This window comes from Rugosimonospora africana (genome assembly GCF_016862975.1).
GTDB classification, from domain to species: domain Bacteria; phylum Actinomycetota; class Actinomycetes; order Mycobacteriales; family Micromonosporaceae; genus Rugosimonospora; species Rugosimonospora africana.
Window position 1 is genome coordinate 146,307 of sequence record NZ_BONZ01000030.1, and the last position, 24,302, is coordinate 170,608.

The 24,302-nt window shown below is 70.1% G+C and carries 27 protein-coding genes; 18 read left to right on the forward strand and 9 right to left on the reverse strand.

The window, feature by feature from the left end; all coding sequences use genetic code 11:
- Positions 1–17: 17 nt before the first annotated feature.
- Positions 18–884, forward strand: coding sequence for an EamA family transporter (locus tag Raf01_RS15735; RefSeq protein WP_239133640.1), 867 nt, complete (start codon positions 18–20; stop codon positions 882–884).
- A 324-nt stretch (positions 885–1,208) separates the two neighbouring features.
- Here Raf01_RS15735 and Raf01_RS15740 read toward each other — a convergent pair whose 3' ends face one another.
- Entirely contained in the window at positions 1,209–2,879 is a 1,671-nt protein-coding gene (locus tag Raf01_RS15740) for a cytochrome P450 (RefSeq protein WP_203918622.1), read from the reverse strand.
- A gap of 41 nt (positions 2,880–2,920) precedes the next feature.
- On the opposite strand from Raf01_RS15740, the gene Raf01_RS15745 reads away from it, so the two are divergent.
- Positions 2,921–3,517 (forward strand): TetR/AcrR family transcriptional regulator, encoded by a 597-nt coding sequence (locus Raf01_RS15745; protein ID WP_203918623.1) that lies wholly within the window; start codon positions 2,921–2,923, stop codon positions 3,515–3,517.
- 67 nt (positions 3,518–3,584) lie between these two features.
- On the opposite strand, the gene Raf01_RS15750 is transcribed toward Raf01_RS15745, so the two are convergent.
- From Raf01_RS15750 to Raf01_RS15765, 4 genes are all read right to left on the reverse strand, one after another.
- A complete protein-coding gene (locus Raf01_RS15750) occupies positions 3,585–3,908 on the reverse strand; it encodes a VOC family protein (protein WP_203918624.1) in 324 nt (107 codons plus the stop codon).
- Positions 3,909–4,024: 116 nt separating this feature from the next.
- Complete coding sequence (locus tag Raf01_RS15755) at positions 4,025–4,795, reverse strand: hypothetical protein (RefSeq protein ID WP_203918625.1); 771 nt, start codon at positions 4,793–4,795, stop codon at positions 4,025–4,027.
- Positions 4,780–5,349: an RNA polymerase sigma factor gene (locus Raf01_RS15760; protein WP_203918626.1), complete on the reverse strand. Its 570-nt coding sequence runs from the start codon at positions 5,347–5,349 to the stop codon at positions 4,780–4,782. Before Raf01_RS15760 ends, Raf01_RS15755 begins: the two co-directional genes overlap by 16 nt.
- Positions 5,350–5,452: 103 nt before the next feature.
- Positions 5,453–5,752, reverse strand: coding sequence for an antibiotic biosynthesis monooxygenase (locus Raf01_RS15765; protein WP_203918627.1), 300 nt, complete (start codon positions 5,750–5,752; stop codon positions 5,453–5,455).
- A 197-nt stretch (positions 5,753–5,949) separates the two neighbouring features.
- On the opposite strand from Raf01_RS15765, the gene Raf01_RS15770 reads away from it, so the two are divergent.
- The 3 genes from Raf01_RS15770 to Raf01_RS15780 all read left to right on the forward strand — a co-directional run bounded on the left by Raf01_RS15770 (position 5,950) and on the right by Raf01_RS15780 (position 8,660).
- On the forward strand, positions 5,950–6,684 hold the full coding sequence (locus tag Raf01_RS15770) for an SDR family oxidoreductase (RefSeq protein WP_203918628.1): 735 nt from the start codon (positions 5,950–5,952) through the stop codon (positions 6,682–6,684).
- Between the two features lie 67 nt (positions 6,685–6,751).
- Positions 6,752–7,648, forward strand: a complete 897-nt coding sequence (locus Raf01_RS15775) for an SDR family oxidoreductase (RefSeq protein ID WP_203918629.1) — start codon at positions 6,752–6,754, stop codon at positions 7,646–7,648.
- A 115-nt stretch (positions 7,649–7,763) separates the two neighbouring features.
- A complete protein-coding gene (locus tag Raf01_RS15780; protein ID WP_203918630.1) occupies positions 7,764–8,660 on the forward strand; it encodes a LysR family transcriptional regulator in 897 nt (298 codons plus the stop codon).
- A 123-nt stretch (positions 8,661–8,783) separates the two neighbouring features.
- On the opposite strand, the gene Raf01_RS15785 is transcribed toward Raf01_RS15780, so the two are convergent.
- Positions 8,784–9,416, reverse strand: a complete 633-nt coding sequence (locus Raf01_RS15785; protein WP_203918631.1) for a TetR/AcrR family transcriptional regulator C-terminal domain-containing protein — start codon at positions 9,414–9,416, stop codon at positions 8,784–8,786.
- Between the two features lie 71 nt (positions 9,417–9,487).
- Here Raf01_RS15785 and Raf01_RS15790 point away from each other — a divergent pair, with 71 nt between their 5' ends.
- Together Raf01_RS15790 and Raf01_RS15795 are read left to right on the forward strand one after the other, a co-directional pair.
- Positions 9,488–9,733, forward strand: coding sequence for a hypothetical protein (locus Raf01_RS15790; protein WP_203918632.1), 246 nt, complete (start codon positions 9,488–9,490; stop codon positions 9,731–9,733).
- A 36-nt stretch (positions 9,734–9,769) separates the two neighbouring features.
- Positions 9,770–10,732: a helix-turn-helix transcriptional regulator gene (locus tag Raf01_RS15795; protein WP_203918633.1), complete on the forward strand. Its 963-nt coding sequence runs from the start codon at positions 9,770–9,772 to the stop codon at positions 10,730–10,732.
- Here Raf01_RS15795 and Raf01_RS15800 read toward each other — a convergent pair.
- Entirely contained in the window at positions 10,723–11,640 is a 918-nt protein-coding gene (locus tag Raf01_RS15800; protein ID WP_203918634.1) for an SDR family oxidoreductase, read from the reverse strand. The two genes, Raf01_RS15795 and Raf01_RS15800, sit on opposite strands and share 10 nt — an antisense overlap.
- Positions 11,641–11,769: 129 nt before the next feature.
- Here Raf01_RS15800 and Raf01_RS15805 point away from each other — a divergent pair, with 129 nt between their 5' ends.
- From Raf01_RS15805 to Raf01_RS15820, 4 genes are all read left to right on the forward strand, one after another.
- On the forward strand, positions 11,770–12,282 hold the full coding sequence (locus tag Raf01_RS15805; RefSeq protein ID WP_203918754.1) for a SigE family RNA polymerase sigma factor: 513 nt from the start codon (positions 11,770–11,772) through the stop codon (positions 12,280–12,282).
- Complete coding sequence (locus tag Raf01_RS15810) at positions 12,279–13,643, forward strand: hypothetical protein (RefSeq protein WP_203918635.1); 1,365 nt, start codon at positions 12,279–12,281, stop codon at positions 13,641–13,643. Before Raf01_RS15805 ends, Raf01_RS15810 begins: the two co-directional genes overlap by 4 nt.
- 140 nt (positions 13,644–13,783) lie before the next feature.
- Entirely contained in the window at positions 13,784–14,455 is a 672-nt protein-coding gene (locus Raf01_RS15815; protein ID WP_203918636.1) for a nucleoside/nucleotide kinase family protein, read from the forward strand.
- A 195-nt stretch (positions 14,456–14,650) separates the two neighbouring features.
- Positions 14,651–15,025: a DUF302 domain-containing protein gene (locus tag Raf01_RS15820; RefSeq protein ID WP_203918637.1), complete on the forward strand. Its 375-nt coding sequence runs from the start codon at positions 14,651–14,653 to the stop codon at positions 15,023–15,025.
- Between the two features lie 69 nt (positions 15,026–15,094).
- Here the strand turns inward: Raf01_RS15820 and Raf01_RS15825 are convergent, their stop codons facing one another.
- A complete protein-coding gene (locus Raf01_RS15825) occupies positions 15,095–15,832 on the reverse strand; it encodes a carbon-nitrogen hydrolase family protein (RefSeq protein WP_239133641.1) in 738 nt (245 codons plus the stop codon).
- Positions 15,833–16,003: 171 nt separating this feature from the next.
- Between Raf01_RS15825 and Raf01_RS15830 the strand changes: the two genes are divergently transcribed.
- The gene (locus Raf01_RS15830; protein ID WP_203918639.1) at positions 16,004–16,705 is read left to right on the forward strand and encodes a class I SAM-dependent methyltransferase; all 702 of its coding nucleotides are present in this window, start codon (positions 16,004–16,006) and stop codon (positions 16,703–16,705) included.
- An 82-nt stretch (positions 16,706–16,787) separates the two neighbouring features.
- Positions 16,788–17,888 carry an NAD-dependent epimerase/dehydratase family protein gene (locus Raf01_RS15835; protein ID WP_203918640.1) on the forward strand — a complete coding sequence of 367 codons (1,101 nt, stop codon included), beginning with the start codon at positions 16,788–16,790 and terminating at the stop codon, positions 17,886–17,888.
- Here the strand turns inward: Raf01_RS15835 and Raf01_RS15840 are convergent.
- A complete protein-coding gene (locus Raf01_RS15840) occupies positions 17,860–19,212 on the reverse strand; it encodes a hypothetical protein (protein ID WP_239133642.1) in 1,353 nt (450 codons plus the stop codon). The genes Raf01_RS15835 and Raf01_RS15840 overlap by 29 nt on opposite strands.
- 148 nt (positions 19,213–19,360) lie before the next feature.
- Here Raf01_RS15840 and Raf01_RS15845 point away from each other — a divergent pair, with 148 nt between their 5' ends.
- The 5 genes from Raf01_RS15845 to Raf01_RS15865 are packed head-to-tail and all read left to right on the forward strand — an operon-like array spanning position 19,361 to position 24,234.
- Positions 19,361–20,020 (forward strand): glycosyltransferase family 2 protein, encoded by a 660-nt coding sequence (locus Raf01_RS15845; RefSeq protein ID WP_203918641.1) that lies wholly within the window; start codon positions 19,361–19,363, stop codon positions 20,018–20,020.
- On the forward strand, positions 20,017–20,655 hold the full coding sequence (locus tag Raf01_RS15850) for a TIGR04282 family arsenosugar biosynthesis glycosyltransferase (protein WP_203918642.1): 639 nt from the start codon (positions 20,017–20,019) through the stop codon (positions 20,653–20,655). The genes Raf01_RS15845 and Raf01_RS15850 overlap by 4 nt, the downstream gene beginning before the upstream one ends.
- Positions 20,652–21,302, forward strand: coding sequence for a methyltransferase domain-containing protein (locus Raf01_RS15855; RefSeq protein WP_203918643.1), 651 nt, complete (start codon positions 20,652–20,654; stop codon positions 21,300–21,302). Before Raf01_RS15850 ends, Raf01_RS15855 begins: the two co-directional genes overlap by 4 nt.
- Entirely contained in the window at positions 21,275–22,414 is a 1,140-nt protein-coding gene (locus Raf01_RS15860) for a molybdopterin-dependent oxidoreductase (protein WP_239133643.1), read from the forward strand. The genes Raf01_RS15855 and Raf01_RS15860 overlap by 28 nt, the downstream gene beginning before the upstream one ends.
- Positions 22,411–24,234: a beta-propeller fold lactonase family protein gene (locus Raf01_RS15865; RefSeq protein WP_203918644.1), complete on the forward strand. Its 1,824-nt coding sequence runs from the start codon at positions 22,411–22,413 to the stop codon at positions 24,232–24,234. The genes Raf01_RS15860 and Raf01_RS15865 overlap by 4 nt, the downstream gene beginning before the upstream one ends.
- The last annotated feature ends 68 nt before the right edge of the window (positions 24,235–24,302 follow it).

The following is a 24,302-nucleotide window of genomic DNA, read 5'->3' on the forward strand; positions in this document are numbered from 1 at the left end:
TATGGTTGGATCGGCCGGTGACGTCCCTGACCGCACTGGCCGGACGTACCTTCGGCGCGATCCCACCACCGGCCCTGGTGCTGCTCGACATCGTCAGCGTTCAGCTGGGCTCGGCGTTGGCCAAGCACCTGTTCGGCGCGGTGGGCAGCTTCGGGACGGTCGCGTTGCGGCTGTTCTTCGCGGCGGCGGTGCTGATGCTGTTGTGGCGGCCGTCGCCGCGCTCGAATCGTCGCACGTGGACAGTCGTGCTCGGCTACGGCGTGGTTCTCGGCCTGATGAACCTGTGTTTCTACCTGGCGTTGGCCCGGATCCCGCTGGGGATCGCGGTCACCATAGACTTCCTCGGGCCGCTTGCGGTGGCCCTGGCCGGGTCCAGGCGGTGGCTCGACGCCTGCTGGGCCGTGCTCGCGGCGGGCGGCGTGGTCCTGCTGACGGAGGGAGGCGGCGCCCTCAACCTTGTCGGTCTTCTGTTCGCCATCGCCGCGGGAGCATGCTGGGGCCTGTACATCCTGGTCGGCGCGGCGCTGGGCCGCCAGACCACGGAGGGCGAGGGGCTGGCTCTGGGGATGGCCGTCGGGGCACTGGTGGCTGTGCCGTTCGGCGTGGCCGAGAGTGGCACGGCGCTGATTCGGCCGTGGGTGCTGACGGCGGGGCTCGGCGTGGCGCTGCTGTCGTCGGTGATCCCGTACTCGCTGGATCTGGAGGCACTACGCAAGATGCCACCGCGCGTGTTCAGCATCCTGATGAGCCTCGAACCAGCGATGGCGGCACTCATCGGCCTCATCGTGCTCCGGGAATCGCTGCGTTGGGTGCAGTGGATCGCGGTGCTGTGCGTGGTGGCCGCATCGGTGGGCGCGACCCGCGGCGCCCGTCCGGATGCCTGACCGATCGGGTCGCCGTACGTACTCTGCGGGATCGCGGCGAGTGGAGTCGATGAGCACCCCGAAACCGGGTCGCCCGGTGCACACACGCGGTAATTTCGAGGTATGGGCGCCTATTACCGGTGGGGCTACGGCGGGGGAGGAATAGGCTGCTGCTTACTGATCGTGATCGTCCTGGCGGTCATCGTGGCGCTGGTCGCGCGGAGCCGGCGGGGCCGGAGGCCGCCGCCGCCACGGTAGCGACCGCCGGGTGCACCTCGGCTCGGCTGGCATCGTCGGCCGACGGGACGGTCTCGACGACATCCCAACCCCGGCCGGCGGCTCGCATCAGCGAGGTTCGCGCGGAGCGGCCTGGACCGGCAGGGTCTGGTATCCGCGCAGCACGAGCCGGTCACGACGGAGGGCGGTTCGATCGGACGCGGCCGACAGGTCCGGGAATCGGTTCAGCAGTTTCGGGAAGGCCACGGCCGCTTCGAGTCGGGCCAGGTTGTTGCCGATGCAGATGTGGGCGCCGGCGCCGAAGCTGAGTGGCCGGATGTCGGTGCGGGTGGGGTCGAAGCGGTCGGGGTCGTGGTAGCGGGCGGGATCGCGATTGGCGGCGCCGATCAGCAGGATCAGGTCGCTGCCCTCGGGTACGGGGACGCTTTCGATGGTGAGGCCGTCGCGGTGGGCCCGGCGGGTGACCGCCTGAACCGGCGAGTCGTAGCGCAGGATCTCCTCGATGAACCCGGCGATCGGGACGTGCCCGGCGCGCAGCGCGGCGGTCAGGCCAGGGCGGTCGAGCAGTATCGCCAGGCCGTTGCCGAGCAGGTTGGTGGTCGTCTCGAAACCGGCGACGAGCAGCAGGATCAGGTTGGCCAGCAGCTCCTCGTCCGACAGCCGACCATCGCCGGCGTCCCTGGCGGCGACGAGGGCGCTGATCAGGTCGTCGCCCGGCTCTGTCTGGCGGTGACGGATCAGGGGAGCGAAGTATCCGGCCAGTTCGCGTGCCGCCGCCTCGACAGCGGGAGATGTGTCGCCGGACAGTTCCAGCGCGCCGGTCAGGTCGGCGGCCAGCGGGCGGAAGCGTTGGCGGTCAACGGGAGGGACGCCGAGCAGTTCGCAGATCACGGTGACCGGGAGCGGGAAGGCGATGCGATCCATGAAATCGGTTGTCCCGCCTCGCGTAGCCTCGGAGAACTGGGCGAGGAGGTCGTCGACCGCCGCTTCGATCGCCGGTCGTAGCTCCGCGACCCGACGCGGGGTGAACACCTTCGAGATGAGCGAACGCATGCGTCCGTGGTCGGGCGGGTTGGCGCGCAGGATGGACTGGTTCATCAGGCGCACGGTGTCGCTCCCGGAGCCGGGCGACACCGGGTCGACCGCCAGCCCGAATCCCGGATCCCGCAGGACCTGGTTCACGGCCGCGTACCCGCAGATGACGAACGAGTCGTTGGAGAGGGCTGACACCGGTCCCACTTCGTGCAGTACGGCGTAGAGCGGGAAGGGATCGTCGCGCCCGGCCGGGGTCATCAACTGCCCGATGATCGCCTGGATGCCTGCGCCCGGCCGGCCGGGCGCGACGGGTTCCGGCCGCCAGGTGAGGCTCAGCTGGTCGCGCCGACCGATGCGTTGTACGCGTGCGGCGATGGCGTCCTGCATCAGCCGCAGGTGTCGCTGGTCATCGGCTTCGGCCAGCAGGACGAGTTCCTCGCCGGTGGCACGCAGGGCACAGCGTCCACGGTCGAATTCGATGACTCCATCGGTGCCGGAGCACTCGGCGCGGCGCGGGATCGCCATCGCTGTGCCCTCGTCTCGCCGGTGGTCGTGCGGCAGGTCGCTGACGCGAGCTGTGTGGCCGCACAACTGGGTGAGGTAGCGGCCGGCCCGATCGGTACGGATGCGCGCTTCGGCGGAGAACACGGCTTGGTTCCTTCCCAGAGCCTCGTACGGGCGGTGAGCCGGGCGGTGACGCCGCCGGCGTGTCGCCAGTTTTTCAATACATGTTGTCGCTGTCAAGGCACATGTCTAAGTCAACGTCACTGAGTACGATGGGCGACATGCCGAGGATCTGGAACGAGACGATCGAGGCGCACCGCGACGCGGTCCGGGAGGCCACCATCAACGCCACCGCCGCCCTGGTCGCCAAGCACGGCCTGACCGGCGTGACCATGTCGCAGATCGCCAAGGACACCGGCATCGGGCGCGCGACGCTCTACAAATACTTCCCCGATGTCGAGTCGATCCTGACCGCCTGGCACGACCGTCAGATCGACCGTCACCTGCAGGAACTGCACCGGGTGCGCGACCGGAGCGCCGTCGGGCTCCCGCGCCTGGAGGCCGTCCTGACCGCCTACGCCCAGGCGCTCTTCGAGTGGCGCACGCACGACAGCGACGTCTCCGACACACTCCACCGCGGCGAGCACGTCGCCGCTGCCCACCAACGCCTGCGGGAGTTCATTCGGGAACTGATCACCGACATCGCGGCGACCGGGGCCATCCGCCAGGACGTCCCCGCTGACGAGCTCACGGTCTACTGCCTGTACGCCCTGACGGCCGCGACCAGCCTGCACGACCCGGCGGCGGTCCATCGGCTCGTCCAGACCACTCTCAGCGGGATCCGGCTCACCGGGACCCGGGCGACCGACCCCCAGTAGCGCGAACCTGGACAGCCGACCTCTGGATCCACGGCCGGGTCAGGCGTCACCGCCGGGGAAAGTCCAATCAGGACAGACAGAGGCAGAACTCGTTGCCTTCCGGGTCCCGCCAGACCTGCCAGAGGTCCTCTCGCAACTCGTCGACCGGGGCCGCGCCGAGTTCGCGGGCGCGTTCGACCGCCGCGGCGAAGTCGTCGGCAACCAGATCGAGGTGGATCCGGTTCTTCACCGTCTTCTGCTCCGGAACCAACTGGAGGGCGAGGTGAGGGCCGAGACTGATCCAGTCGCTCTCCCGGCGGCTGACTTCCAGTCCGAGCAGTCCGCTCCAGAACGTGGCCAGCAGGTCGAGATCGTTGGCGTCGATGACGACGCCGTTCATCCGGATGCCCATGCTGTTCCCCTCCGCCTTGGCTGGGCGGTCATGCCGCCGCCGGTACTGATCCGCTGCCGCTTACCGATCCGCCGCCGGCCGCGGCGACCCGTGCGGGTCGCCGCGGCCGTTCCGTATTACGGCAGTTCGGAAGGACGGTAGCTGGTCGTCCCGGCGGAGGTGTGCACGAGCACCGTGAGGTGGTCGACCTCGCCGCCTTCCGGCCCCGGCCACCAGGCCGCCCACCAGCCGGCCTTCACACTCGTCTGGAAGACCCTGCCGTCGTCCAGCCGCACATCCACCCCGGTGACTCCCGGGCCCACGAGGCCGACGATGTTCGACCACATACTGTCGCCGCTGCCGGTGGAGCTCATCGTCTCCAGGCTGACCGTACCGGCGGGTGGGGCCGGCAGGGGTCGGTCACCGGTCAACCCCATCGAGGCGAACTGGTCGTCTCCCACGCTCAGGCATTCGAGGGTGTTGCCACCGCTCTTGCGCATGATGAGCAGTGTCGCGTCGCCGCGCTTCTCGGCGAGGAGCACATCCGCCGGACGAACCGCCGATGCGCTGCCCCCGACGTCATTGCGGGCGCACGCCTGCGCCTGCGGTAGCACCTGCTCGCCGGTGAGGGAGCTGGGCGCGGCCGTCCAGGACGCGACCGCCTTGTCCGCCGCCCCCGGCAGCAGCGCGGGTACGACCGCCGCCGCGACGACGCCCGCCGCCACCGCGGCGGCGCCCACCCCCAGCCAGCGGCCCACGGGCCGGTGGGCGGGCCGGCTGCTGACCTCGCCGGCCATCACCCGCTCGACGAACGCCCGCGAGCGCGCCCACTCCATGTCGGTGGGCACACGCTCCCGCGCCGGGTCGAGAACAGCCAGTTGCTCCAGTTCCTTCATGCTTGCGTCCATGACTGCTGCTCCTTGAGAGTCTGAGGGCGGAAAGACGAGCGGGTGGCCGGGTCGGCCGGTTCCAGGGCCGACCGCAGGCGTTGCCGTGCCCGGCCGAGTCGCATCGCGAAGGTCGACCTCCGGCAGCCCAGCACCGCGGCCGCCTGCTCGGCGGTGAGACCGTCGAACGCGATCAGCGCGAGAACTTCACGGTCCGCCGGTCTCAGGCCGGCCCAGGCGCGCTCCAGGTCGACGCGTGCCGCCGTACTCGCCGAGTCGTCCGACAACTCGCGGGCCTCCGACGACCCCAGCCGTACGTCCAACGCTCGGCGTCGTAACCAGCCGCGGGCCTGATTCGCCATGGTCTTCCGGGCCACCGCGAACAGCCACGGCCGAGTGTCCTCGGGCAGTTCCTCGAAGCGCCGCCAGGCCGTCAGGAAGACCATCGACACGATGTCCTCGGCCTCACTGGCCGGTACCCTCCGCTCGACGAAGCGCAACAGCCCGGCATAGTTGTCGCGGTGCAGAGCACGGAAGTGCTCCTCCCGGGAGCCGTCGACGCTAGCGTCGCTCATGTGTGTGTTCCTTCGTCGTCCATGCCCCCTACCTGTCCGGCACGGCCGCCCCTGTCACACCCCAATCCACTACCCGTCGTTCCATTCGTCCGGGCCGCGCGCGTCACGCGCCTTCCGGTTCGGTGGCGGTGCCTTCCTCGGCGCTGACCACTTCGTCGATCAGCTCGAAGAACGCCTGGATGCCGGGCCGGTTGCCGCCCCGGCGCCGGGACTCGGCGAAGTCTTCGGGCGAGCGCCAGTCGACGATGTCCAGCCATTCGTCGTCGTTCAGCCGGATCAGTCGCGCGCCGAGGAAGCCGGTGCGGTCGGCCTGGAAGTCGCGCAGCATCGCCGGCCGCGCGGCCAGCAGGGCGTCCGCGCGTGCCGCGGACACGCGGAAACGGGTGATTTCAACGGTGGTCATTGCTCCTCTATCCCCTCGGGTATCGAACGATATAGCCACCTGTACCAGTTGAAAGCATCGCAGTTCCGCCCTGGAGCTGCGTTGCCCAGCCATCATCAATGCTGATGTTGATCATCAAGATGATTCGTTGGATTTGATGCTGCGACGGGGTCAAGCTTTCATCCAGTGAACGGACGGAGCCAAAGAAGGAGAACATCATGGCTACCTCGCAGCGTGTGGCGATCGTCACCGGCGGCTCTCGCGGAATGGGTCGCGCCTTCTCCATCCGGCTCGCGGCGGACGGATACGCGATCGTCGTGAACTACGCCGGAAACACCGCCGAGGCGAACGCCACGGTCGACATGATCACCAGTGCCGGCGGCACGGCGATCGCCGTACAGGGCGACGTCTCGAACGAGGACGCGGTCGCGGCGCTGTTCGACACCACCGAGCGGGAGTTCGGTGGGGTGGACGTGGTCGTGCACGCGGCCGGCATCATGCCCACCAGTCCGCTGGCCGAATTCGACCTGGAGATGCTGGACCGGGTCCTGCGGATCAACCTTCGCGGCACCTTCATCGTCGACCAGCAGGCCGTTCGCCGGGTTCGTCCCGGCGGTGCCATCATCAACATCTCCAGCTCGATCGCGAAATTCGCCCGGCCCGGCTACTCGGCCTACGCCGCCACCAAGGGCGGCATGGAGGCGATCACGCTGATCCTGGCCCGCGAACTGCGGGGCCGCGACGTCACCGTGAACGTCGTCGCGCCGGGACCCGTCGCCACCGAACTGTTCTTCCAGGGCAAGAGCGAGGAAGTCGTCGCCCGGATCACCGCGGAGCCGCCGATGGAGCGCCTCGGTACGCCGACCGACGTCGCCGAAATCATCAGCTTCCTGGCCGGTCCGGCCCGATGGATCAACGGTCAGGTGCTGTACGCCAACGGCGGAGCCATCTGATCCCCACCGCCCGTCCCCGCCCCCCGGGCCAGCCCCGCATGCCCTCACCCCTCACAGGAGCACCGCAATGAGCAAGATCATCGTGATCAGTGGAGCGTCCAGCGGCTTCGGCGCCCTGACGGCCCGCGCGTTGGCCGGCGCCGGGCACACCGTGTACGCCGGCCTGCGGGACTCGGCGGGCCGCAACGCCGCGCAGGCGACCGCCGCACGGCAGTACGCCACCGAGCACAACGTCGACCTGCGCACCGTCGACCTCGACGTGTCCTCCCAGGAGTCGGTCGACGCCGCCGTCGCGACGATCCTCGCCGAGCAGGGCCGCCTCGACGTGGTGGTGCACAACGCCGGGCACATGGTCACCGGCCCGACCGAGGCGTTCACCCCGGAGCAGATCGCCGCGCTGTACGACACCAATGTGCTCGGCACCCAGCGGCTCAACCGGGCGGCCCTGCCCCACCTGCGTGAGCGCAGGGAGGGCCTGCTGGTCTGGGTGGGCAGCTCCAGCACCCGCGGTGGAACGCCGCCGTACCTCGGGCCGTACTTCGCGGCTAAGGCGGCGATGGACGCACTGGCGGTCAGCTACGCCGGGGAGCTGGCCCGGTTCGGCATCGAAACAGCCATCATCGTGCCCGGTGCCTTCACCCATGGCACCAACCACTTCGCCAACAGCGGCCACCCGGCCGACCTGGACGTCGTGGCCGAGTACGACAAGCTCTACCCCAACCTGACCGAGCAGGTCGCGCAGCGCCTGGCCGCGTTGGAACCGGCCGACGCGGACGTGGCGCGGGTCGCCGAGGCCATCGCCGAGGTGGTGGACACGCCGGCGGGGCAGCGCCCGTTCCGTACCCACATCGACCCCTCCGACGACGGGTCCAGCGTGGTGAGCGCGGTCGCGGACCGCATCCGGGCCGAGTTCCTGACCCGGATCGGGCTGCAGGATCTCCTCAAGCCCCATGCCCAGGGTTGAGAAGGCGCCGACCCTCGGGGCCGCCGGGGCGTCACTCCCACAGGAGGGTGACGCCCGGCGGCCCGGGCGCCGAGTCCGGGGCCCACGCTCTTCTCAATATGTGATCCTTGGCGGCGTGGAACTCAGGCACCTGGAGTATTTCGTCGCCGTCGCGGCCGAGCGCAGTTTCACCCGCGCGGCGACCCGGCTGCACGTGGTCCAGTCGGCCGTGTCGGCGGCGATCTCCGCGCTGGAACGTGAGCTGGGGGCGGCGCTGTTCGAGCGCAGCGCCCAGCGCGTCGCGCTGACGGATGCCGGAGAGGCGCTCCTGCCCCAGGCCCGGGCGACGCTCGACGCCGCGCAGGCGGCCAGGGACGCGGTCCACGAGGTGGGCAAGGAACTGCGCGGCACGCTCGTGGTCGGCTGCCTCACCGGTGTCGGCGGGATCGACTTCGCGGGCCTGCTGGGCGAGTTCCGCGCCGCGCATCCGCGGGTCAACCTCCGGCTGCGGGCCGCCACCTGGGCGGGATCGGCGGGGCTGGCCCGATCGCTGGTCGACGGTGAAATCGACATAGCGTTCCTCGGCGTGAGCGGTCGCCCCTTCCCGCACCTGCGGACCCGCGAGCTGGTTCGCATCCCGCAGGTGCTGGTCGTACCCGCGGACCATCCGTTGGCACAGCGGGACTCCGTGACGCTGGCTGAGGTGGCCGACGAACAGTTCATCGACTATCCGCTCGGCTACGCGAACCGCACGGCCAACGACCGGGCGTTCGGCGCCGCCGGGCTGGAACGCTACATCGCCATGGAGGTCGCCGACGTGGCCGTGGCGGCGAACTTCGCCAGTGCCGGACTCGGCGTGACGATCCTGCCGACCCGGGCAGTGCCCGACAGCCCACGGTGCAAGGCGCTGCGGGTCACCGATCAGTCGCTGGAGTGGGCACTGCACGCGGCGACGGCGGAACAGCGCCGGATCAGCGCCGCGATAAGCGAGTTGCTCGGAATGGTGGACGCCCACCTGGAAGAGTCGCCGTAGGCGACAGAAGAAAGTCCGATCAGGAAATGGCATGAGCACTGGCAATTCACCGAACACGGTTGGGCTCACGAACGCCCGCAACCCTGACCGGAAGTGGGAACGGCCTGCCGAGCGGACGATCGGTCAGGAGCCAGCCCTGGCTTTGACCGCGGCGCCCTCGATGACCACCTCGAGACAGTCGCGGAACAGGTCGTCCACGGTGCGGCCGGGTTGGAAGTATTCGGTGATCGCTCCCACCACGGTCGGGTGCTGCTGGGCGAAGCTGGCCAGGTCGAAGTTCTTCAGCGCGTCCGCGTCCGGCCGGGGGGCCTGTTCTTCGAGGACGTGGCCGACCGTGAAGCGCTCGACGGTCAGGACGATCACGCGGGCCTGTCGCATCGGGATGCCGCGCGCCACCAGGGTACTCATCGCCAGTTCGGAGATCGCTGCCATGGTGCGGGAGAGTTGGGAGGCTGAGATGACCCGCGCGCCGTCCGGATGGGCGAGCAGCGCCCGTCGCAGCCGCTCGGCGAGGCCGCTCAACCAGTCCTGCCAGTGTTGATCCGGCTCGGGCGGTGACATGTCGCCGAACTGCTGGTCGAGGATCGCGTCGGCAATCGCGGTGACCAGGGCCGCCTTGTTGGGCACATGCCAGTAGAGGGTCGGCGATCGCACGCCGAGCCGCGCGGCGAGTTTGCGCGTCGTCACGCCATCGAGACCCTCGGCGTCCAGCAAGGCGACGGCCTCGGCGACGATCCGCTGTCGGTCTAGTGCCAATTCGGTACCTCCCGTCGACACTCTATCAGTGGTAGAGTGCCTCTCTATCACTGATAGAGAGGGAGACGAAGATGGCAAACGAGCACTCGTTCCGCGGCCGGCTGCACTGGGCGACGCATCGCATTCCCGGAGTCCCCGAGCACGCCGAACGGCCGGCCGGACACCAGGGCACGGCGGTCCACGGCCGCGCGCGGCGCCTCGGTGGCGCCCCTCACCCTTCGCCGAACCACGGGTGGAACCACTCGCCCTCCCGCCCTCCCCGGGTCATGGTGGCCTGGCAGCGTCGGATCGCCGCGTTCTTCGGCCGGAAGCCGTGATGAAGGTGGCGGTGCCGCACGCGGGATGATGGGTTGATGCGGGCGGCCCGGTTGATCAATCTGGTGTTGCTGTTGCAGGCGCGCGGCACGCTGACCGCCTCGGAGTTGGCCCGTGAGCTGGAGGTGTCGGAGCGGACGGTGTACCGCGACGTGGTGGCGTTGTCGGCGGCCGGCGTTCCGGTGTACGCCGAGCAGGGCCGTAGTGGTGGGTATCGGCTGGTCGGCGGCTACCAGACTCGGTTGACCGGGCTGAGCCGGGCGGAGGCCGAGGCGTTGTTCCTGGCTGGGTTGCCCGGCCCGGCGAGCGACATGGGTCTGGCCGAGCCGGTACGGGCGGTGCGGCGCAAGGTGCTGGCGGCGCTGCCACCCGGATTGCGGGAGGCGTCGGAACGGGCCGCACAGCGGTTCCATCTGGACGCGCCGGGCTGGTTCGTCGACCCCGACCCGCCGCCCCTGCTGACCGATCTCGCCGAAGCGGTGTGGCAGGACCAGACGTTGACGCTGGGCTACCGGCGCGTCGCTGAGGTGACCCGCACCGTCGAGCCGTACGGTCTGGTGTTGAAGAACGGTGTCTGGTATCTGGTCGGCAAGGTCGGCGCCGACATGCGGTCGTACCGTGTCGACCGGATGACCGCGGTGGAACCGATCGGCACCACGTTCGATCGGGATCCGGGGTTCGAGTTGGTGTCGTTCTGGGCCGCCCGGGCCGCCGAGTTCGTCCGTGCGATGCTGTGCGACACCATCACGATCCGGCTCAGCCCGCACGGCGTGCGCATGTTGCGGTACGTCGCCGAGCCGGTCGCGGTGCGGGAGGCGACGGCGGCGGCTGGCGAGCCGGATCCGGACGGTTGGGTCCGGACCCGACTGCCGGTCGAGTCGATGGAGGTCGCGTACACGTACGTTCTGCGGCTTGGCCCGGAGGCGGAGGTGCTCGACCCGCCCGAATTGCGGGAGCGTGTCGCCGACGCCGCCGACCGGATGCGACAGCTCTACCGGTAGCCGGTGACGTCGGCTGGCTTCCCCGGGTCGTACACCTCGACCCAGTAGCGCCACAGGTCGGGCCGGCTGCCGTCGATATCTGTGAAGCTGTACGTCTGGGCCAGCTCACCGCTGGACACGGACCGACCGTTCCACCGCGCCCGGTCCGGGTCGACAGCGAGCGCGGCGATCGCACGCCCGACGTAAGCCGGGGATTCCGACATGGCAAAGTGGGGGTCCGCGCTCGTCGCGTCCCGCCAGTTCTCCTCGGTGACGCCGAACTGCTCCAGCATCATCTCCGAGCGCAGCCAGCCCGGCGTCACCGCCACCGCCGTCGCTCCATGCGCGGCCAGCTCGCTCGACCACGCGAAAGCCAGCCGGTTCACGGACCACTTCGCCAGATCGTAGAAGACCGACGACCGGTAGTTCTTCTCGTTGTACGCGGTGGTGCCGTCACCGACCTCCACCACCAGGCCGCCCGGCCGACGGATCAGCAGCGGCATCGCGAAATGGCTGGTGATGATGTGCGTGTCGATCGCCAGCCGCAACAGACGAAGCCCCGGCTCCAACGGCTGCTCCCACACCGGCTTGTGCCAGGTGGTCAACAGGTCGCCGCCCCACACGTCGTTGACCAGTACGTCCAGCCGCCCCTGCTCGTCGTCGACCCGCCGTACCAGGCCGTCGACCTGCTCCGGAACCAGGTGGTCGACCGGCACCGCGATACCGGTGCCCCCGGCGGCCGTGACCAGGTCGGCGGTTTCCTCGATGGTTTCCGGCCGACCCATCTCCGACCGGTGCCCGCGGGTGCTGCGGCCCGTGGCATACACCGTCGCCCCTGCTGCGCCGAGCTGTACCGCGATCTGGCGACCCGCTCCCCGCGTCGCCCCCGCCACCAGCGCCACCTTCCCGCGCAATGAATCCTTCGTCATACCGCCCACCCTGATACCAAAACCTGACAACTCCCGTCCGGCTTTACGCCGGCCGAACCGAGGAATTCGATGCAACAGTTTCGGCGGCGGCGGCGTCCAGGGTTGGAGAGGAGGTGGCGGGTGGATCCGATGACGGGCTTGGCCGACTTCGAGGAATTCGCACGGGTGCGCGCCGCCGGCCTGCTGCGCTACGGCTTCGTGTTGACCGGCAACGAGCACGACGCTGCCGACCTGGTGCAGGAGGCGCTGGTACGGCTCGGTGTGCGCTGGGCTCGGGTGCGGCGCCAGGACGACCCGGTCGGCTATGTCCGTACCACGATGGCCCGGCTCTACGTCAGCTGGTGGCGTCGCCGTCGGCGGGAGTTGCTGGTCGGTGAGGTACCCGACCGACCGCGTTCGGACGATCCCGTGCTCGACGACCGGAGCGGCCTGTGGCCGGCGCTGTTGCGGCTGCCGCCGCGTCAGCGCGCGGTGCTGGTCCTGCGCTACTACGAGGTCTGCGATGACGAGGAGATCGCCTCGGTCCTCGGCATTTCCCGAGGCACGGTCCGCAGCCAGGCGGCGCGTGGCCTGGCGCGGTTGCGAGAGAGCTGGGCCGGCGCGGACGGATCGACGGCCGACTTGGTCAAGGAGCCGAAATGAGCACTCCACTGGAGCGGGATCTGGCCTACGCGCTGGAGGTCGCTGCATCGGTCAGCCCCGAGCCGGACGGCGCACTGTTGAGCGAGGTGACTCGGGAAGTACGGCGGCGCACGCGGTGGCGGCGAGGTTTGGTGGCCATGGTCGTCGTCCTGCTCGCGCTCGCGGTGGGTGGGAGCGCCCCGCAACTGGCCGGCAGGCGGGCGAATCCGGCGCCACCGTCGCCGCCGCCGGACCTCTCGGTCACGTACCCGACGACGGTGCCCGACTTCGACCATGCGCCGAAGGCCGCGGAAGTCTGGGCCGGGGCGGTACGGACCCTGCCCCTGACCCTGCCCGACGGCAACAAGTACGTGGTGCAGGCGGTGCTGCCCGGCAACCGGTATCTCGTGCTGACGTACCACCTGTTTTCGCCGGGGTACCGGCTGGACCAGCCCGGGATCCTCGACGCGGCGACCGGCACAGTGCGTGAGCTGGCGCCGGCCGATGCGGCACTGAACACTGTCATCGGCGCGGGTGTCATCGGGAACACGGCGGTATGGGCGACGGCGGCGCTCAGGGGCGTCGACTACTCGGTCTGGGCGGCGCCGCTGGGCGGCGGCGCGGCGCGGAAGATCATCACGATATTGCCCGAGAGCCGGTCGGACGCCCAGGGTAGGCAAACGTCCGCCTTTACCGGACAGATCGGCATCGCGGGCGGCTTCGTGGTGTGGGACCGGTTCCAGCGCGTCGGCATGACTACCAGAAGCCTGGGCATTTACCGGCTGCCACCCACCGGAGGCACGCCGCAACTGATTCCGGGCACCGCAGGATACGGACTCACGGAGCGCTACTCGACCTGGGGCGGAGTGTCGGCGATAGCAATGGCTGGAAGCAATGCGACGATGACATCGTCGGCACCGACCTTTGACGCTCCACTACTCACCGCACCGTTGATCGACCTCAACACCGGCGCGCGCATTCCCTGGCAGCGGTCGCCCGACGCGGACACCGGCCCGATGGGATGGCTTGAGTGCGGCATTCTCGGCTGCACCGGTCTACGGGATGGTGATCCCGACAACCAGACGGCGTTTGTGCAACGGCGGGACGGATCCGGCTATGTGGCGATCGGCTACAAGAGAATCAACCCGCTCGGCGACGGCCGTTTCCTGGCACTGACCTACCAGGACCCGACCAAGCCCCCGTGGCCGCCGGACGGCAACCGCGTGGTGGTCTGGGACCGGAAGACCGGCCGTGCGGCACTGTGCGTCGTGACCAGCGGCTCGGGTGACCCCGATCCCGATCAGCTTCTGACCGGGCGCCCGTTCCTCACCTGGACCGAAGGCTCCACGCTGAAGCTGCTGGACGTGTCCGCGATCGAGTAGCAGGTCCAGCCCCGGCGCTTCGGGCTTGCGGCTGGACGTACGCGTACCCCGCGAGCCAGGTGGAGGTTCGCGACGGATTGGCCGCGCGCGCAGCGGCGGGGATGGTCGGATGAACGCGGCGTTCGGGTATCGTCCGGCGCGTGCTTGAGACCCGGGAGAAATTCGTTGTCAGGCTGGCTGACGAACTGCTCGGACGTGCCGTGTCGCACACGCTTCGAGTGGCGATTGACGGGCCGGACGCAGCTGGTAAGACCATTTTGGCCAATGATCTAGCCGCGCAAATCGGGGTTGCGCGGCCGGTGATCAGATTGAGTATCGATCGATTCCACAACCCGAGGTCCGTGCGCCTCGCCAGGGGATCGTTGTCGCCGGAGGGGTTCTACTACGATTCGTTCGATCACGGCAGAATCATCGAGTCGGTTCTGCGTCCCCTCGGCCCGGGTCGGGACGGCCGGTATCTGCCCGGTGCATTCGACTACCGGACGGACAGGCCCGTGGTAGTCGGGACGGAGCAGGCCGAGGCCGGCGCTGTGTTGTTGTTCGATGGCTTGTTTCTCCTCCGACCCGAGTTGCGCGCCTTCTGGGACGCGTCGGTGTATCTGCGTGTCGATCCCGAGGTGGCACTGTCTCGGGCGCGGGTGCGTGACGTGGACATGTTCGGGTCGGTGGAGGTGGTGGAGGAGCGGTACCGGCATCGGTACCTGCCGGGTCAGAGGCTGTACCAGCAGGTCGCCCGGCCCGAGGAACGCGCCGACATCGTGTTGGACATGAACGATCCTCTCGCACCCGTCGTGGTCCGTTGGGTTGAATAGCGTGGTTGGACCGGCGTCGGGCCGACCTCAACTCCGCCCGGAGCCCACCGGCCGGTTGTCGTGCGACTGGTCTGGGTCGTGGCGCGGCGCCGGACGCGCCGAGCCAGACTGGTCGGAACCGGCGCCGTCGGTCTCCCCGGCTCGCTTAGAATCACCCTGGTCGAGTCAAGTCGGAGGTCGGTCGTGAAGGGTCTCATGACCCGGCGTAGCGAACGTGGTGTGCCCGAGACGGTCGCCGCGATCCGCAGCCAGGCGGAACAGCACGGCGCCAAGGTCATCGCGGTGGTCGACCACGCGGCCGCCGCGCAGGCCGCCGGCATGAGCATGCCCGCCACCCAGGTCATCATCTTCGGCAACCCCAAGGCCGGCACGCCGCTCATGCAGGCCGTACCGGAGGTGGCCATCGACCTTCCGTTGCGGGTCATGGTTCGCGACGACGGCCAACCGGGGTCACTGGTCACCTGGCAGGATCCGGCATATGTCGGCGACCGGTACGACCTGCCCGACGACCAGCTCACGCCGCTGGCCGCGCCGGAGCACCTGATCGCCGCCGCGCTCGAGCAGGCGTAGAGCCCGGCCGCACCCGACCCGCCGACGGCGATTCGTCGCGGGGATCGACCTGTCGCCGTCGAGGGCCCATCAGCGGACGTCGGCGACCGCCATCCCGGTAGTCATCATCGGCACCTGGGCGACGATCTGACCCTGCGGGTTCATGACGCAGGTCGGTCCGTAGCCGACGCGTTCCTCGCCCCGCTGTCCGGTGACGTCCGCCGAAGCCAGCCACATGCCCGTCTCCCGCACGCGGGCCGCCCGGATCTGGTTGTGCAGGTTCTTCCACCGTTCGGCGGCGGGGCGGCGCATCATGTTCTGGGCGGGTACGAGCAGCAGCCGCGCACCCTGCGCCGCTACTGCCCCGGCCGCGGCAGGGAATTGGGTGTCGTAGCAGATGTTGATGCCGAACCTGATGTGGCCGAGGTCGAACGTCGGGTATGAGTCTCCGGGAGCGAAAAGGGATTCCCCGGTTACCAGCTGGGTCTTGCGGTAGCGGCCGAGCAGTTCGCCGCGCGAGACGACGACCGCGCTGTTGTAGTAGGTACCCTCGTCCCGCTCGATGAGGCCGAGGACGATCGTCGGACGGACGCGGCGCAGGCGACGCATTGCCGTGGCGAACTCGGCGCCGCGCAGGTCGAGGGCGTGGCGTCGCAGATGCCCGGGCTCGACGAGATAGCCCTGCAGGAAGCACTCCGGGAACAGCAACAGTTCCGCGCCGCGACGCTCGGCGTCCTGAGCGAAGTCTCCGACGCACGTCAATGCTGCTGGCACATCGCCGAGAATCTCCGGTGTTTGGCAGGCCGCAATCCGCAGCGTCGCAGGCACGCGAGTATCGTAGTCCGGCCTCAGGCACGTTCCGGATATGGCGATGGCTCGAAGGTGAATCGCGGGTGCCACGGGTGCGAGCGACCTGATTCGGCCGTCACCGCGGCTTGAGACAGCGTGGAACATCAGGAAAATAGACGCAGGACGACATTCGCGAGCGGAGGAGGACCCGTGGGGCGGCTGCAGGGCAACGAGGGAAACGGACCCGGAACGATCGCACCCGACGGAAGCCCGGTTGACTATTATGCGCTGCTGGCCTCGGCCGAAGACGCGGAGCGCGTCCACACGGCGATCCCAGAGAAGGCATCCATCCTGGAGTTGGGAGCGGGCGCGGGGCGTGTCACCAAGGGGCTCGTGGCGCTCGGCCACCGGGTGGTCGCGGTGGACGAGTCGGCCGAGATGCTGGACCAGATCGAGGGCGCCGAGACCGTGTGCTCTCCGATCCAGTCGCTGTCGCTCGGGCGCAGGTTCGATCTGGTACTGATGATGTCGTACCTCATCGAGACGGCCGACGACGAGCTTCGCCCCGCGCTGCTGCGCGCCTGCGCGGCGCACGTGGCACCGGACGGTTGTGTGATCCTCCAGCGGCAGCCCCCCGAGTGGTACGACACGGCCGCACCGTTCGAGCGGACCGCGGACGGGGGCCGCACCGTGCGGATGGTCGATGTGCGTCGCCCCGGACCCGGGCTGCTTGCCGCGACGATGGAATACACCGTGGGCGACCACCATTGGAGTCACTCCTTCGTCACCAAGCGGCTGGACGACGACTACCTGGCCACCCTGCTGGCCGAGGTGGGTCTACGACTCGCCGGTTTCGTCGCTGGCGACCGAGGCTGGGTGCGGGCGGTCCCGGCGGCCGGCGCCACCGGCTGACGCGCGTCCTGGTCCTTTCCGATCGCTTACGGATCGCCCGAGTGCCCCGGCCCGGCTACGAGCGGGGCCTTAGGGTGGCCGGATGCGGATTCTGGTCACCGGTGGGGCGGGGTTCATCGGATCGCACATCGCCGACGCGTTGGTGTCGCGGGGACACCGGGTCGTCCTCCTGGATGCTCTGCTGCCCCAGACGCATGGCCGGCAGGCGCCCGCGTACAGCAGCGGCCATGAGTTGGTGATCGGTGACGTGCGGGACGCCGATCTGCTGGGCCGGCTGCTACGCGACGTGGATGCCGTGTGTCACCAGGCAGCGATGGTGGGGCACGGTGTCGATCCGTCCGACCTTCCAGAGTATGCGGGACACAACGACTACGGCACCGCGGTGCTCCTCGCCGCGATGCACGCGGCGGGCGTGGGCCGGCTGGTCATGGCCAGCTCGATGGTGGTGTACGGGGAGGGCCGCTACACCTGTGCCGAGCACGGTGTGGTGAGTCCTGGGCCGCGCGATCCGGCCCAGCTGAGCAGAGGGTGGTTCGAGCCCGCGTGCCCGCGCTGCGGGAGTGCCCTCACGTCCGGGCTGGTGCCCGAGGATGCCCGGCTGGAGCCGCGCAGCGGTTACGCCGCGAGCAAGCTGGCCCAGGAACATCTCGCCGCCGCCTGGGTACGGCAGGCCGGTGGCAGCGTGTGGGCGCTGCGCTATCACAACGTGTACGGGCCGCGGATGCCGAGGGACACGCCCTATTCCGGAGTGGCCGCCATCTTCCGGTCGGCGCTGGAGCGGGGTGAGGCGCCGCGGGTGATGGAGGATGGCCGGCAGCTGCGGGACTTCGTCCACGTGCGGGATGTGGCGCTGGCGAACGTGCTGGCGCTGGAGGCCGGGGTCGCGGCGGGTGGATTCGTGCCGCTGAACGTCTGCTCTGGCCAGCCGCACACGGTCGGCGAACTCGCCGAGGCGTTGTCGCGGGCGATGAACGGTCCCGCTCCGGTGACGGTCGGCGGGGCGCGGGCGGGCGATGTGCGGCACGTGGTGGCGTCGCCCCAGCGGGCGGAGTCGCTTCTGGGCTTCCGTGCGACGGTGGGCTTCGACGCCGGGGTCGCGGAGTTCGCCACGGCCGAGCTGCGCGAGCCGGCCGCGAGTGCGGGGCCCGCGGTGGTCACCAGCTCGTCAGCAGCAGGTGATTGAGGCCGAGGGCGATCAGAGCCTGTACGGCGAGCCAACCGCGCCGTTGGTTCGCGGGCAGTCCCGCGACGGCGGCCAGGAGCCAGATCTCGTACGGCAGCCAGATCCGCTCCACTTCGGCCTTGCTCAGCCCGGACAGGTCGGCGGCCACCACCGCGAACGCGGCGGTCAGCGGCAACCACACGGTCGCGGACCGCAGGTCCCGCCGCCGGCGGGCGGCCCGGCACAGCGCGGGTCCGATCACCGGGCCGGCCGACAGCAGGAGGCAGGCGAGGTCCGCCCACACCCAGTAGCCGTACGGCCGGTCGGCCGCCCAACCCTGGTAGTACCGCTGGACCACGAGGTGGTATCCGGTGAGCCACCAGAAACCGGCCAGGGTGAAGACGGTGACGACTACGGTGACGCCGAGCGCACCGGCCACGGCGGCGGCCAACCGGGTCCGGGTTCGCTGAGCCAACACGACAAGCGCCAGCGCCCCGGCGAACACCAACCCGTACGACAGGTACAGGGCGTATCCCAGCAACAGCCCTCCGGCCACCGCGGGGCGCCACGAGCCGACCGCGAGTAGCGCCAGGCCGGCGGCGACGACACCCATGAACAGGCCGTCGGCGGACGCCCCGACCCAGATCGCCCCCGGCCACAGCACCAGGAACGGCAGCGCGAGGCGGGCCGTTGCCTCGTTCCGCAGTGCGCGCAGGGTGACGGCGACGGACAGCGGTGCGGTGGCTCCGACGGCGACGCACAGCAGCGCGGCCGGGACGCCGCCGCCGAGACCGATCCGGTCCAGCAGGACGAAGACGAGAAACGCGCCGGGCGGGTGGCCGGCCACGTGGGTGGCCCAGGAACCCGGTTGGAAGTCCAGGATGTGGCTGGAAAAGCCGTGCAGCATCGCGGAGACGCTGGTGACCTTGGGGATGTCGTGGAGGTACTCCGCCTGCGGTGTCAGGCGGGTCGCGAGCCCTCTCGACCAGCCGTCCACCAGCGCGAGGCTCAGCGTCCACACCAGCCCGGCAAGGTACGCGGCGCCGAGCAGCCGGCCCCAGCGCAGCCGGCGTGCCCACGCCTCGCCCCGGAGGACGACGATCGCGGCGAGCGCGACAGCCGCCGGGGTACCGGGGCCGATGTGTGGCAGCCAACGGCCGTAGATGGGCGCGGCATCGGCATGGATCCTCACGCCGTGATGGTTGAGGATCGCGCCGACGAGCACGGCCGCGCCGACGAGGCCCGCCTCGACGGCGAGTACCAGCCGGTCCCCGGGTGAACCCAGCCAGCGGGATCTGCGTGTCTGCGGATGGGTGTCCGGTGGGTGCTCATCAGTCTGGGTCATGGCGGTCCCCGACCCTACCGGCGGTCGCGGAACGGTGCGCGGCATCCATGACCGGCGTTATGAGTTGGTAAGAAATCGGTTGCCGGTAAGGGTTTCGTAAGCAGGACGGTGCTGCGTCCAACGCGCCACCCTGCTTAGCGTTGCCGGCGTGATGCGCCACGTCGATGTCGTACTGCCCTGTCTGAACGAAGCCGCCGCGCTGCCGTTCGTGTTGTCCCGGATCCCGGTGGAAGCCCGCGCGATCGTGGTCGACAACGGCTCCACCGACGGCTCCGCCGCCATCGCGGAGGCCCACGGCGCACGCGTCGTGGAGGTCCGGCAACGCGGCTTCGGAGCCGCCGCGCACGGTGGGCTGGAGGAGGCCACCAGACCGGTGGTGTGTTTCATGGACGCCGACGGTTCGCTGGACCCCGGTCAACTGGCCCGGGTGGTCGAGCCGGTGCTGACCGGCGCCGCCGACCTCGTGCTGGGTCGGCGCCGGCCGACCTGTCGCGCCGCGTGGCCCTGGCACGCCCGGATCGGCAACGCGCTGTTGGCGGCTCGGCTGCGGCGTACCGCCGGGGTGTCGCTGCACGACCTGGGCCCGATGCGTGCGGCGCGGCGCGAAGCCCTGCTGGACCTCGGGCTGACCGACCGCAGGTTCGGCTATCCGCTGGAGATGGTGCTCAGGGCGGCGAGGTCCGGTTGGCGCATCGCCGAGGTCGACGTCGACTACGCTCCGCGCGCCGGCGGGCGGTCCAAGGTGACCGGTACCGTCCGTGGCACCCTGCGCGCCGTCGCTGACATGTCCCGGGTGGCGGCCCGATGACCGTACAGCTGCTCGTCATCGCCAAGGCCCCGGTGCCGGGCCGGGTCAAGACCCGACTCTGCCCGCCCTGCACCCCGGCGCAAGCCGCCGCCATCGCCGCGGCGTCCCTGTCGGACACTCTCGCGACGGCCACCGCGACACCCGCGGTCCGGCGCACCATGGTCCTGAGTGGACAGTACGCCGCGCCGCCGGGGTGGTGGGTCGCGCCACAGCGGGGCACAGAGCTCGGTGAGCGCCTCGCGCACGCGTTCGCCGACACCGCGTTGCCCGGCGTCGCGTCGCTGCTGATCGGAATGGACACACCACAGATCACCCCGGAGCTGATGTCCTCGGTTGCCGCCCGCCTTTCCGGGGCCGACGCGGTGCTGGCACCCGCCCATGACGGCGGGTGGTGGGCCCTGGCCCTGCGCGAACCGGCGCACGCCGGCGGACTCACCAGCGTGCCGATGTCCACACCGGACACCTGCGCCCAGACCGCCGCCCTGCTGTCCGGTCGGGGACTGCGGGTGGAGTACGGGCCGACGCTGAGGGACGTCGACACCGCCGGCGATGCCCGGCAGGTGGCCGCGGACGCCCCGCAGACCGCCTTCGCCGCCGCGGTGGAGCGCCATCTCCCCACGCTGGCCGCCCGATGACCGCCGCGCTCTCCTGCTACGGCAGGGCACTGCGTCAGGCAGCCGCCGGGCGGTCGACGGTACTGCAACTGCTGGATCCGGTGCACCGCTGGCCACCCCGCCGGCTGAACCCCCGGGACTGGTGCGGGGACCTGCGGTCCGGCGACAGCGGCATGCTCGATCGCTGCGTCGGGTCCACATTGGACGTGGGGTGCGGCCCCGGGCGCCTCACCGCGGCCCTGGCGGCCGCGGGCCGGCCGGCGCTCGGCGTGGACGTCTCGGCTGAGGCGATCCGCCAAGCCCGCCGGCGTGGAGCCCCGGCCCACCGGGCCGATGTGTTCGCCGCCATCCCCGACGAGGGATCCTGGCAGCACATCCTCCTCGCCGACGGAAACATCGGCATCGGCGGGGACCCTCGCCGGTTGCTCGCCCGCTGCCTGGAACTGCTGGGTCCGGACGGGGACATCCTCGTCGAACTGGACCCACCCGGCAGCGGCACCTGGAGCGGACCGATGCTGCTGCGTCACGACGAACGAACCAGCCAGCCGTTCCTGTGGGCGGTCGTTGCCGCCGATGACTTGCCCGCGTTGGCCGAGCAGGCCGGGCTGTCCGCGCTGGAGTTCTGGGGGGAGGCGCAACGGTGGTTCGCCCGCCTCGCCCGAACCTGAGGTTCACCTCGACGTTGCGTTCCGAGCGGCTGTCCAGCCAGCTCGGGCTGTGGCTGGGACTGGCGTTCGGGATGTGTTTCGTCACCGGCTACCTCAGCCATCTCATTCAGCACCCGCCGGCCTGGTTCTGGTGGCCCTCACGCCCGGTATGGCTTTACCGCGTCACGCAGGGTCTACATGTGGCCACCGGGATGGCCGCGGTCCCGTTGCTGGGCGCCAAGCTGTGGTCGGTGTATCCGAAGCTGTTCACCTGGCCGCCGGTACGCGGTGTCGTCCACGGTTTGGAACGCGCGTCGGTCGCGGTACTCGTCGGGTCCGCCCTGTTCCAGGTCGTCACCGGGCTGCTCAACATCGCCCGCTGGTACACGGTGATGCCGTTCTTCTTCACCGTCGCGCACTACTGGACCGCCTGGCTGACCATCGGTGCCCTCCTGGTGCACATCGCGGTGCAACTGCCGGTCGTGCGCCGGGCGCTCACCCGCCCGGCCGGGCCGCAGCCGGCCGTCGAAGGGCTGTCCCGGCGCGGCCTGCTTGCCGCCGTCGGTGCGAGCGCCGGTGCCATCACCCTCGCCACCGCCGGGCAGACCGTCGCTCCGCTCAAGGCAGTCTCGGTGCTGGCGCCGCGGCGACCGGACGTCGGGCCCCAGCGGCTGCCGGTCAACACGTCGGCCAGGGCGGCCCGGGTCGCCGAGCTGGCGACCGATCCCGGCTACCGGCTGACGCTGACCGGACCGGCCGGTACCCGGCTGCTGTCGCTCGCCGAACTGTCCGCGCTGCCCCAACACACCGTCTCGCTGCCGATCACCTGCGTGGAGGGTTGGAGCGCGCAGGCACAGTGGACCGGTGTCCGCGTGGTGGACCTGCTACACCTGGCCGGCGCCACCGACCCGGACTGCTCGGTGCACCTCCGCTCGCTGCAACAGGGCAGCGCGTACGGCGAATCCACACTCGCGCCGCCGCACGCCCATGACCCGCTGACGCTCATCGCGCTGCGCCTGCACGGCCAACCGCTGGCCCTCGACCACGGGTACCCGGCCCGGCTCATCGCACCCAACCGGCCCGGTGCCCTGCAGACCAAATGGGTCGCCGTGATGACGGTCCGGCAGCCATGAGAGCCGTGCGGATCGTCGTCGCGAGCCTGGGCCTGTGCGCGATCGGCTACGCGGTGGCCGGCGCCGCCCGCGCCCCCGCGATCGTGCCCGGAAAGCACGTGGTGTTCCTGCTCGCCGTCCTCGCCCTCCACGACGCGGTATGGATGCCGCTGGTCCTCGCCGCCGGTGTCGCGATCCGAGCGACCGTGCCGGCTCGTGTCCGCGCCCACGTCCAGGCCGCGCTGATCGTCACGGCCTCGGTCGCGGCCGTGGCCTGGCCGCTGGTGCTCGGCCGGGGCCGGATCGCGGACAATCCCTCCGCCCTGCCCCGCGACTATCCCACCGGTCTGGCCATCACGATCGCCGCGACCTGGCTCGCCGCCGCGATCCTCGCCGTCGTTTCGGCTATCCGAAGGGTGCCTCCGCCGCGTGCCGCGGCGAGATTCGCCGTTCCGGCTACCGGCACAACCATTCACAGTAGCCTCGAAGCGGATGCCGCGCGGCGCGCAACGGTGCCAGAACCCGGCGCGCCGGTCGCGCCGAGGCAACGGGATGCGGAAGAGACGGGTATGCACAATCAACAGTCCGTGCCGATGCCGGACCGTCAAGCGGACAGGCGGCCCACCGGCCACCTCTACATCCAGACCAACGAGGCGCGAAACGCCGTCGTCCACTACCGGCGTTCGCCCGACGGCGGCCTGATCGAGATCGAGCGCGTACCGACGGGTGGCTCCGGTTCCGCGGGCTTCAAGCCGATCAGCGGCCAGCCCAGCGCGCCGAACGACTTCGAGGGTGCGGCCAGTGTCATCCTGACGCCGGACCGGAGGTTCCTGTTCGCCACCAACGGCGGCGACAACTCGGTGTCCAGCTTTGAGATGGACGGCAACGGCTGCCTGTCGCTGGTGGACGTGAAGCCTACCGGGAACCCGGTAGACGGGCAGTCTGGCACGGCCAAGTCGCTGGCCTATGCCCCGTCGAGCGGCACGCTGTTTGTGTTGCACGGGTTCGGCCCCGACCACGTGCGGCTCATGTCGGTCGACCCGGGGGGCAGGTTGACCGTGCGCCTGGAGCGCTACTCGGTGAACACGCTGGACAAGCACGACCGCGTCGCCACCATGGTCGCGCTCTCGCCGGACGAGCGGCACCTGTTTGTCGGTACCACCTTCGACCAGCGCCCGACCGCGAACCCGGACGGCTCGGCGATCCTCTGGGTCAAGGGGCCCGACGGCAAGCTCAAGTCGATCGCCTCGAACGAGCCAGACCCCGACGGCCTCATCACCTTCCCCGTCAACGCGGACGGGACGCTCGGCGCCTGCTCGTTCCACGACGGTGGCGGCGGTTCCCCGTTCTACATCGCGTTCCTGCACGGGCGCCAGGACACCTTCATCCTGGGCTACGCGGTCGGTGACGGGATCGCCATGGGCACCATCGACGGCGACGGTGAGGTGAGCGTCGGCCCCTTGGTCACCATCGACACCAGCGCGGGCAAGCCTTCGGAGTTGTGCTGGCTGTCCGTCGCTCCGGACGACAGCATGGTGTTCGCCACCGACTTCGGGTACAGCACCATCAGCAGCTACCGCATCGACGGCACCGAGGTGTCCCTCGCCCAGGACCCGGCGTGCCCGAAAGTTCCGGGAGACGGCACGTTCCGGGCGCTGAACGGAACGGTCAGCAGCGGGCCGAGCGACAACTGGCTGTCGCCGGACGGCGCTTACCTGTACCAGATCTACGGCAACGCGTCGAAGCTCGTGGGCTACGCCGTCCAGGATGACGGTTCGCTCGACGAGGTGACCAGCGTCGGCATCCCGTACAACAGCCCTCAGGGGCTCGCCGGCGTCTGACACCCGTTCGGGCACTATGCCCGCTTGTGTCCGCTTATAGTGGATCCCGACCGGAGCGAAGGACGGGA

Excerpts from the sequence above, each read along its gene's own strand:
- Raf01_RS15790 (WP_203918632.1), top strand. The coding sequence starts at position 9,488 with ATGGCAAACGAGCACTCGTTCCGCGGCCGGCTGCACTGGGCGACGCAT.
- Raf01_RS15835 (WP_203918640.1), top strand. The coding sequence starts at position 16,788 with ATGCGGATTCTGGTCACCGGTGGGGCGGGGTTCATCGGATCGCACATC.
- Raf01_RS15805 (WP_203918754.1), top strand. The coding sequence starts at position 11,770 with ATGACGGGCTTGGCCGACTTCGAGGAATTCGCACGGGTGCGCGCCGCC.
- Raf01_RS15840 (WP_239133642.1), bottom strand. The coding sequence starts at position 19,212 with ATGACCCAGACTGATGAGCACCCACCGGACACCCATCCGCAGACACGC.
- Raf01_RS15795 (WP_203918633.1), top strand. The coding sequence starts at position 9,770 with ATGCGGGCGGCCCGGTTGATCAATCTGGTGTTGCTGTTGCAGGCGCGC.
- Raf01_RS15760 (WP_203918626.1), bottom strand. The coding sequence starts at position 5,349 with ATGAGCGACGCTAGCGTCGACGGCTCCCGGGAGGAGCACTTCCGTGCT.
- Raf01_RS15765 (WP_203918627.1), bottom strand. The coding sequence starts at position 5,752 with ATGACCACCGTTGAAATCACCCGTTTCCGCGTGTCCGCGGCACGCGCG.
- Raf01_RS15850 (WP_203918642.1), top strand. The coding sequence starts at position 20,017 with ATGACCGTACAGCTGCTCGTCATCGCCAAGGCCCCGGTGCCGGGCCGG.
- Raf01_RS15750 (WP_203918624.1), bottom strand. The coding sequence starts at position 3,908 with ATGGGCATCCGGATGAACGGCGTCGTCATCGACGCCAACGATCTCGAC.
- Raf01_RS15800 (WP_203918634.1), bottom strand. The coding sequence starts at position 11,640 with ATGACGAAGGATTCATTGCGCGGGAAGGTGGCGCTGGTGGCGGGGGCG.
- Raf01_RS15770 (WP_203918628.1), top strand. The coding sequence starts at position 5,950 with ATGGCTACCTCGCAGCGTGTGGCGATCGTCACCGGCGGCTCTCGCGGA.
- Raf01_RS15865 (WP_203918644.1), top strand. The coding sequence starts at position 22,411 with ATGAGAGCCGTGCGGATCGTCGTCGCGAGCCTGGGCCTGTGCGCGATC.
- Raf01_RS15820 (WP_203918637.1), top strand. The coding sequence starts at position 14,651 with ATGACCCGGCGTAGCGAACGTGGTGTGCCCGAGACGGTCGCCGCGATC.
- Raf01_RS15745 (WP_203918623.1), top strand. The coding sequence starts at position 2,921 with ATGCCGAGGATCTGGAACGAGACGATCGAGGCGCACCGCGACGCGGTC.
- Raf01_RS15775 (WP_203918629.1), top strand. The coding sequence starts at position 6,752 with ATGAGCAAGATCATCGTGATCAGTGGAGCGTCCAGCGGCTTCGGCGCC.
- Raf01_RS15855 (WP_203918643.1), top strand. The coding sequence starts at position 20,652 with ATGACCGCCGCGCTCTCCTGCTACGGCAGGGCACTGCGTCAGGCAGCC.
- Raf01_RS15810 (WP_203918635.1), top strand. The coding sequence starts at position 12,279 with ATGAGCACTCCACTGGAGCGGGATCTGGCCTACGCGCTGGAGGTCGCT.
- Raf01_RS15755 (WP_203918625.1), bottom strand. The coding sequence starts at position 4,795 with ATGGACGCAAGCATGAAGGAACTGGAGCAACTGGCTGTTCTCGACCCG.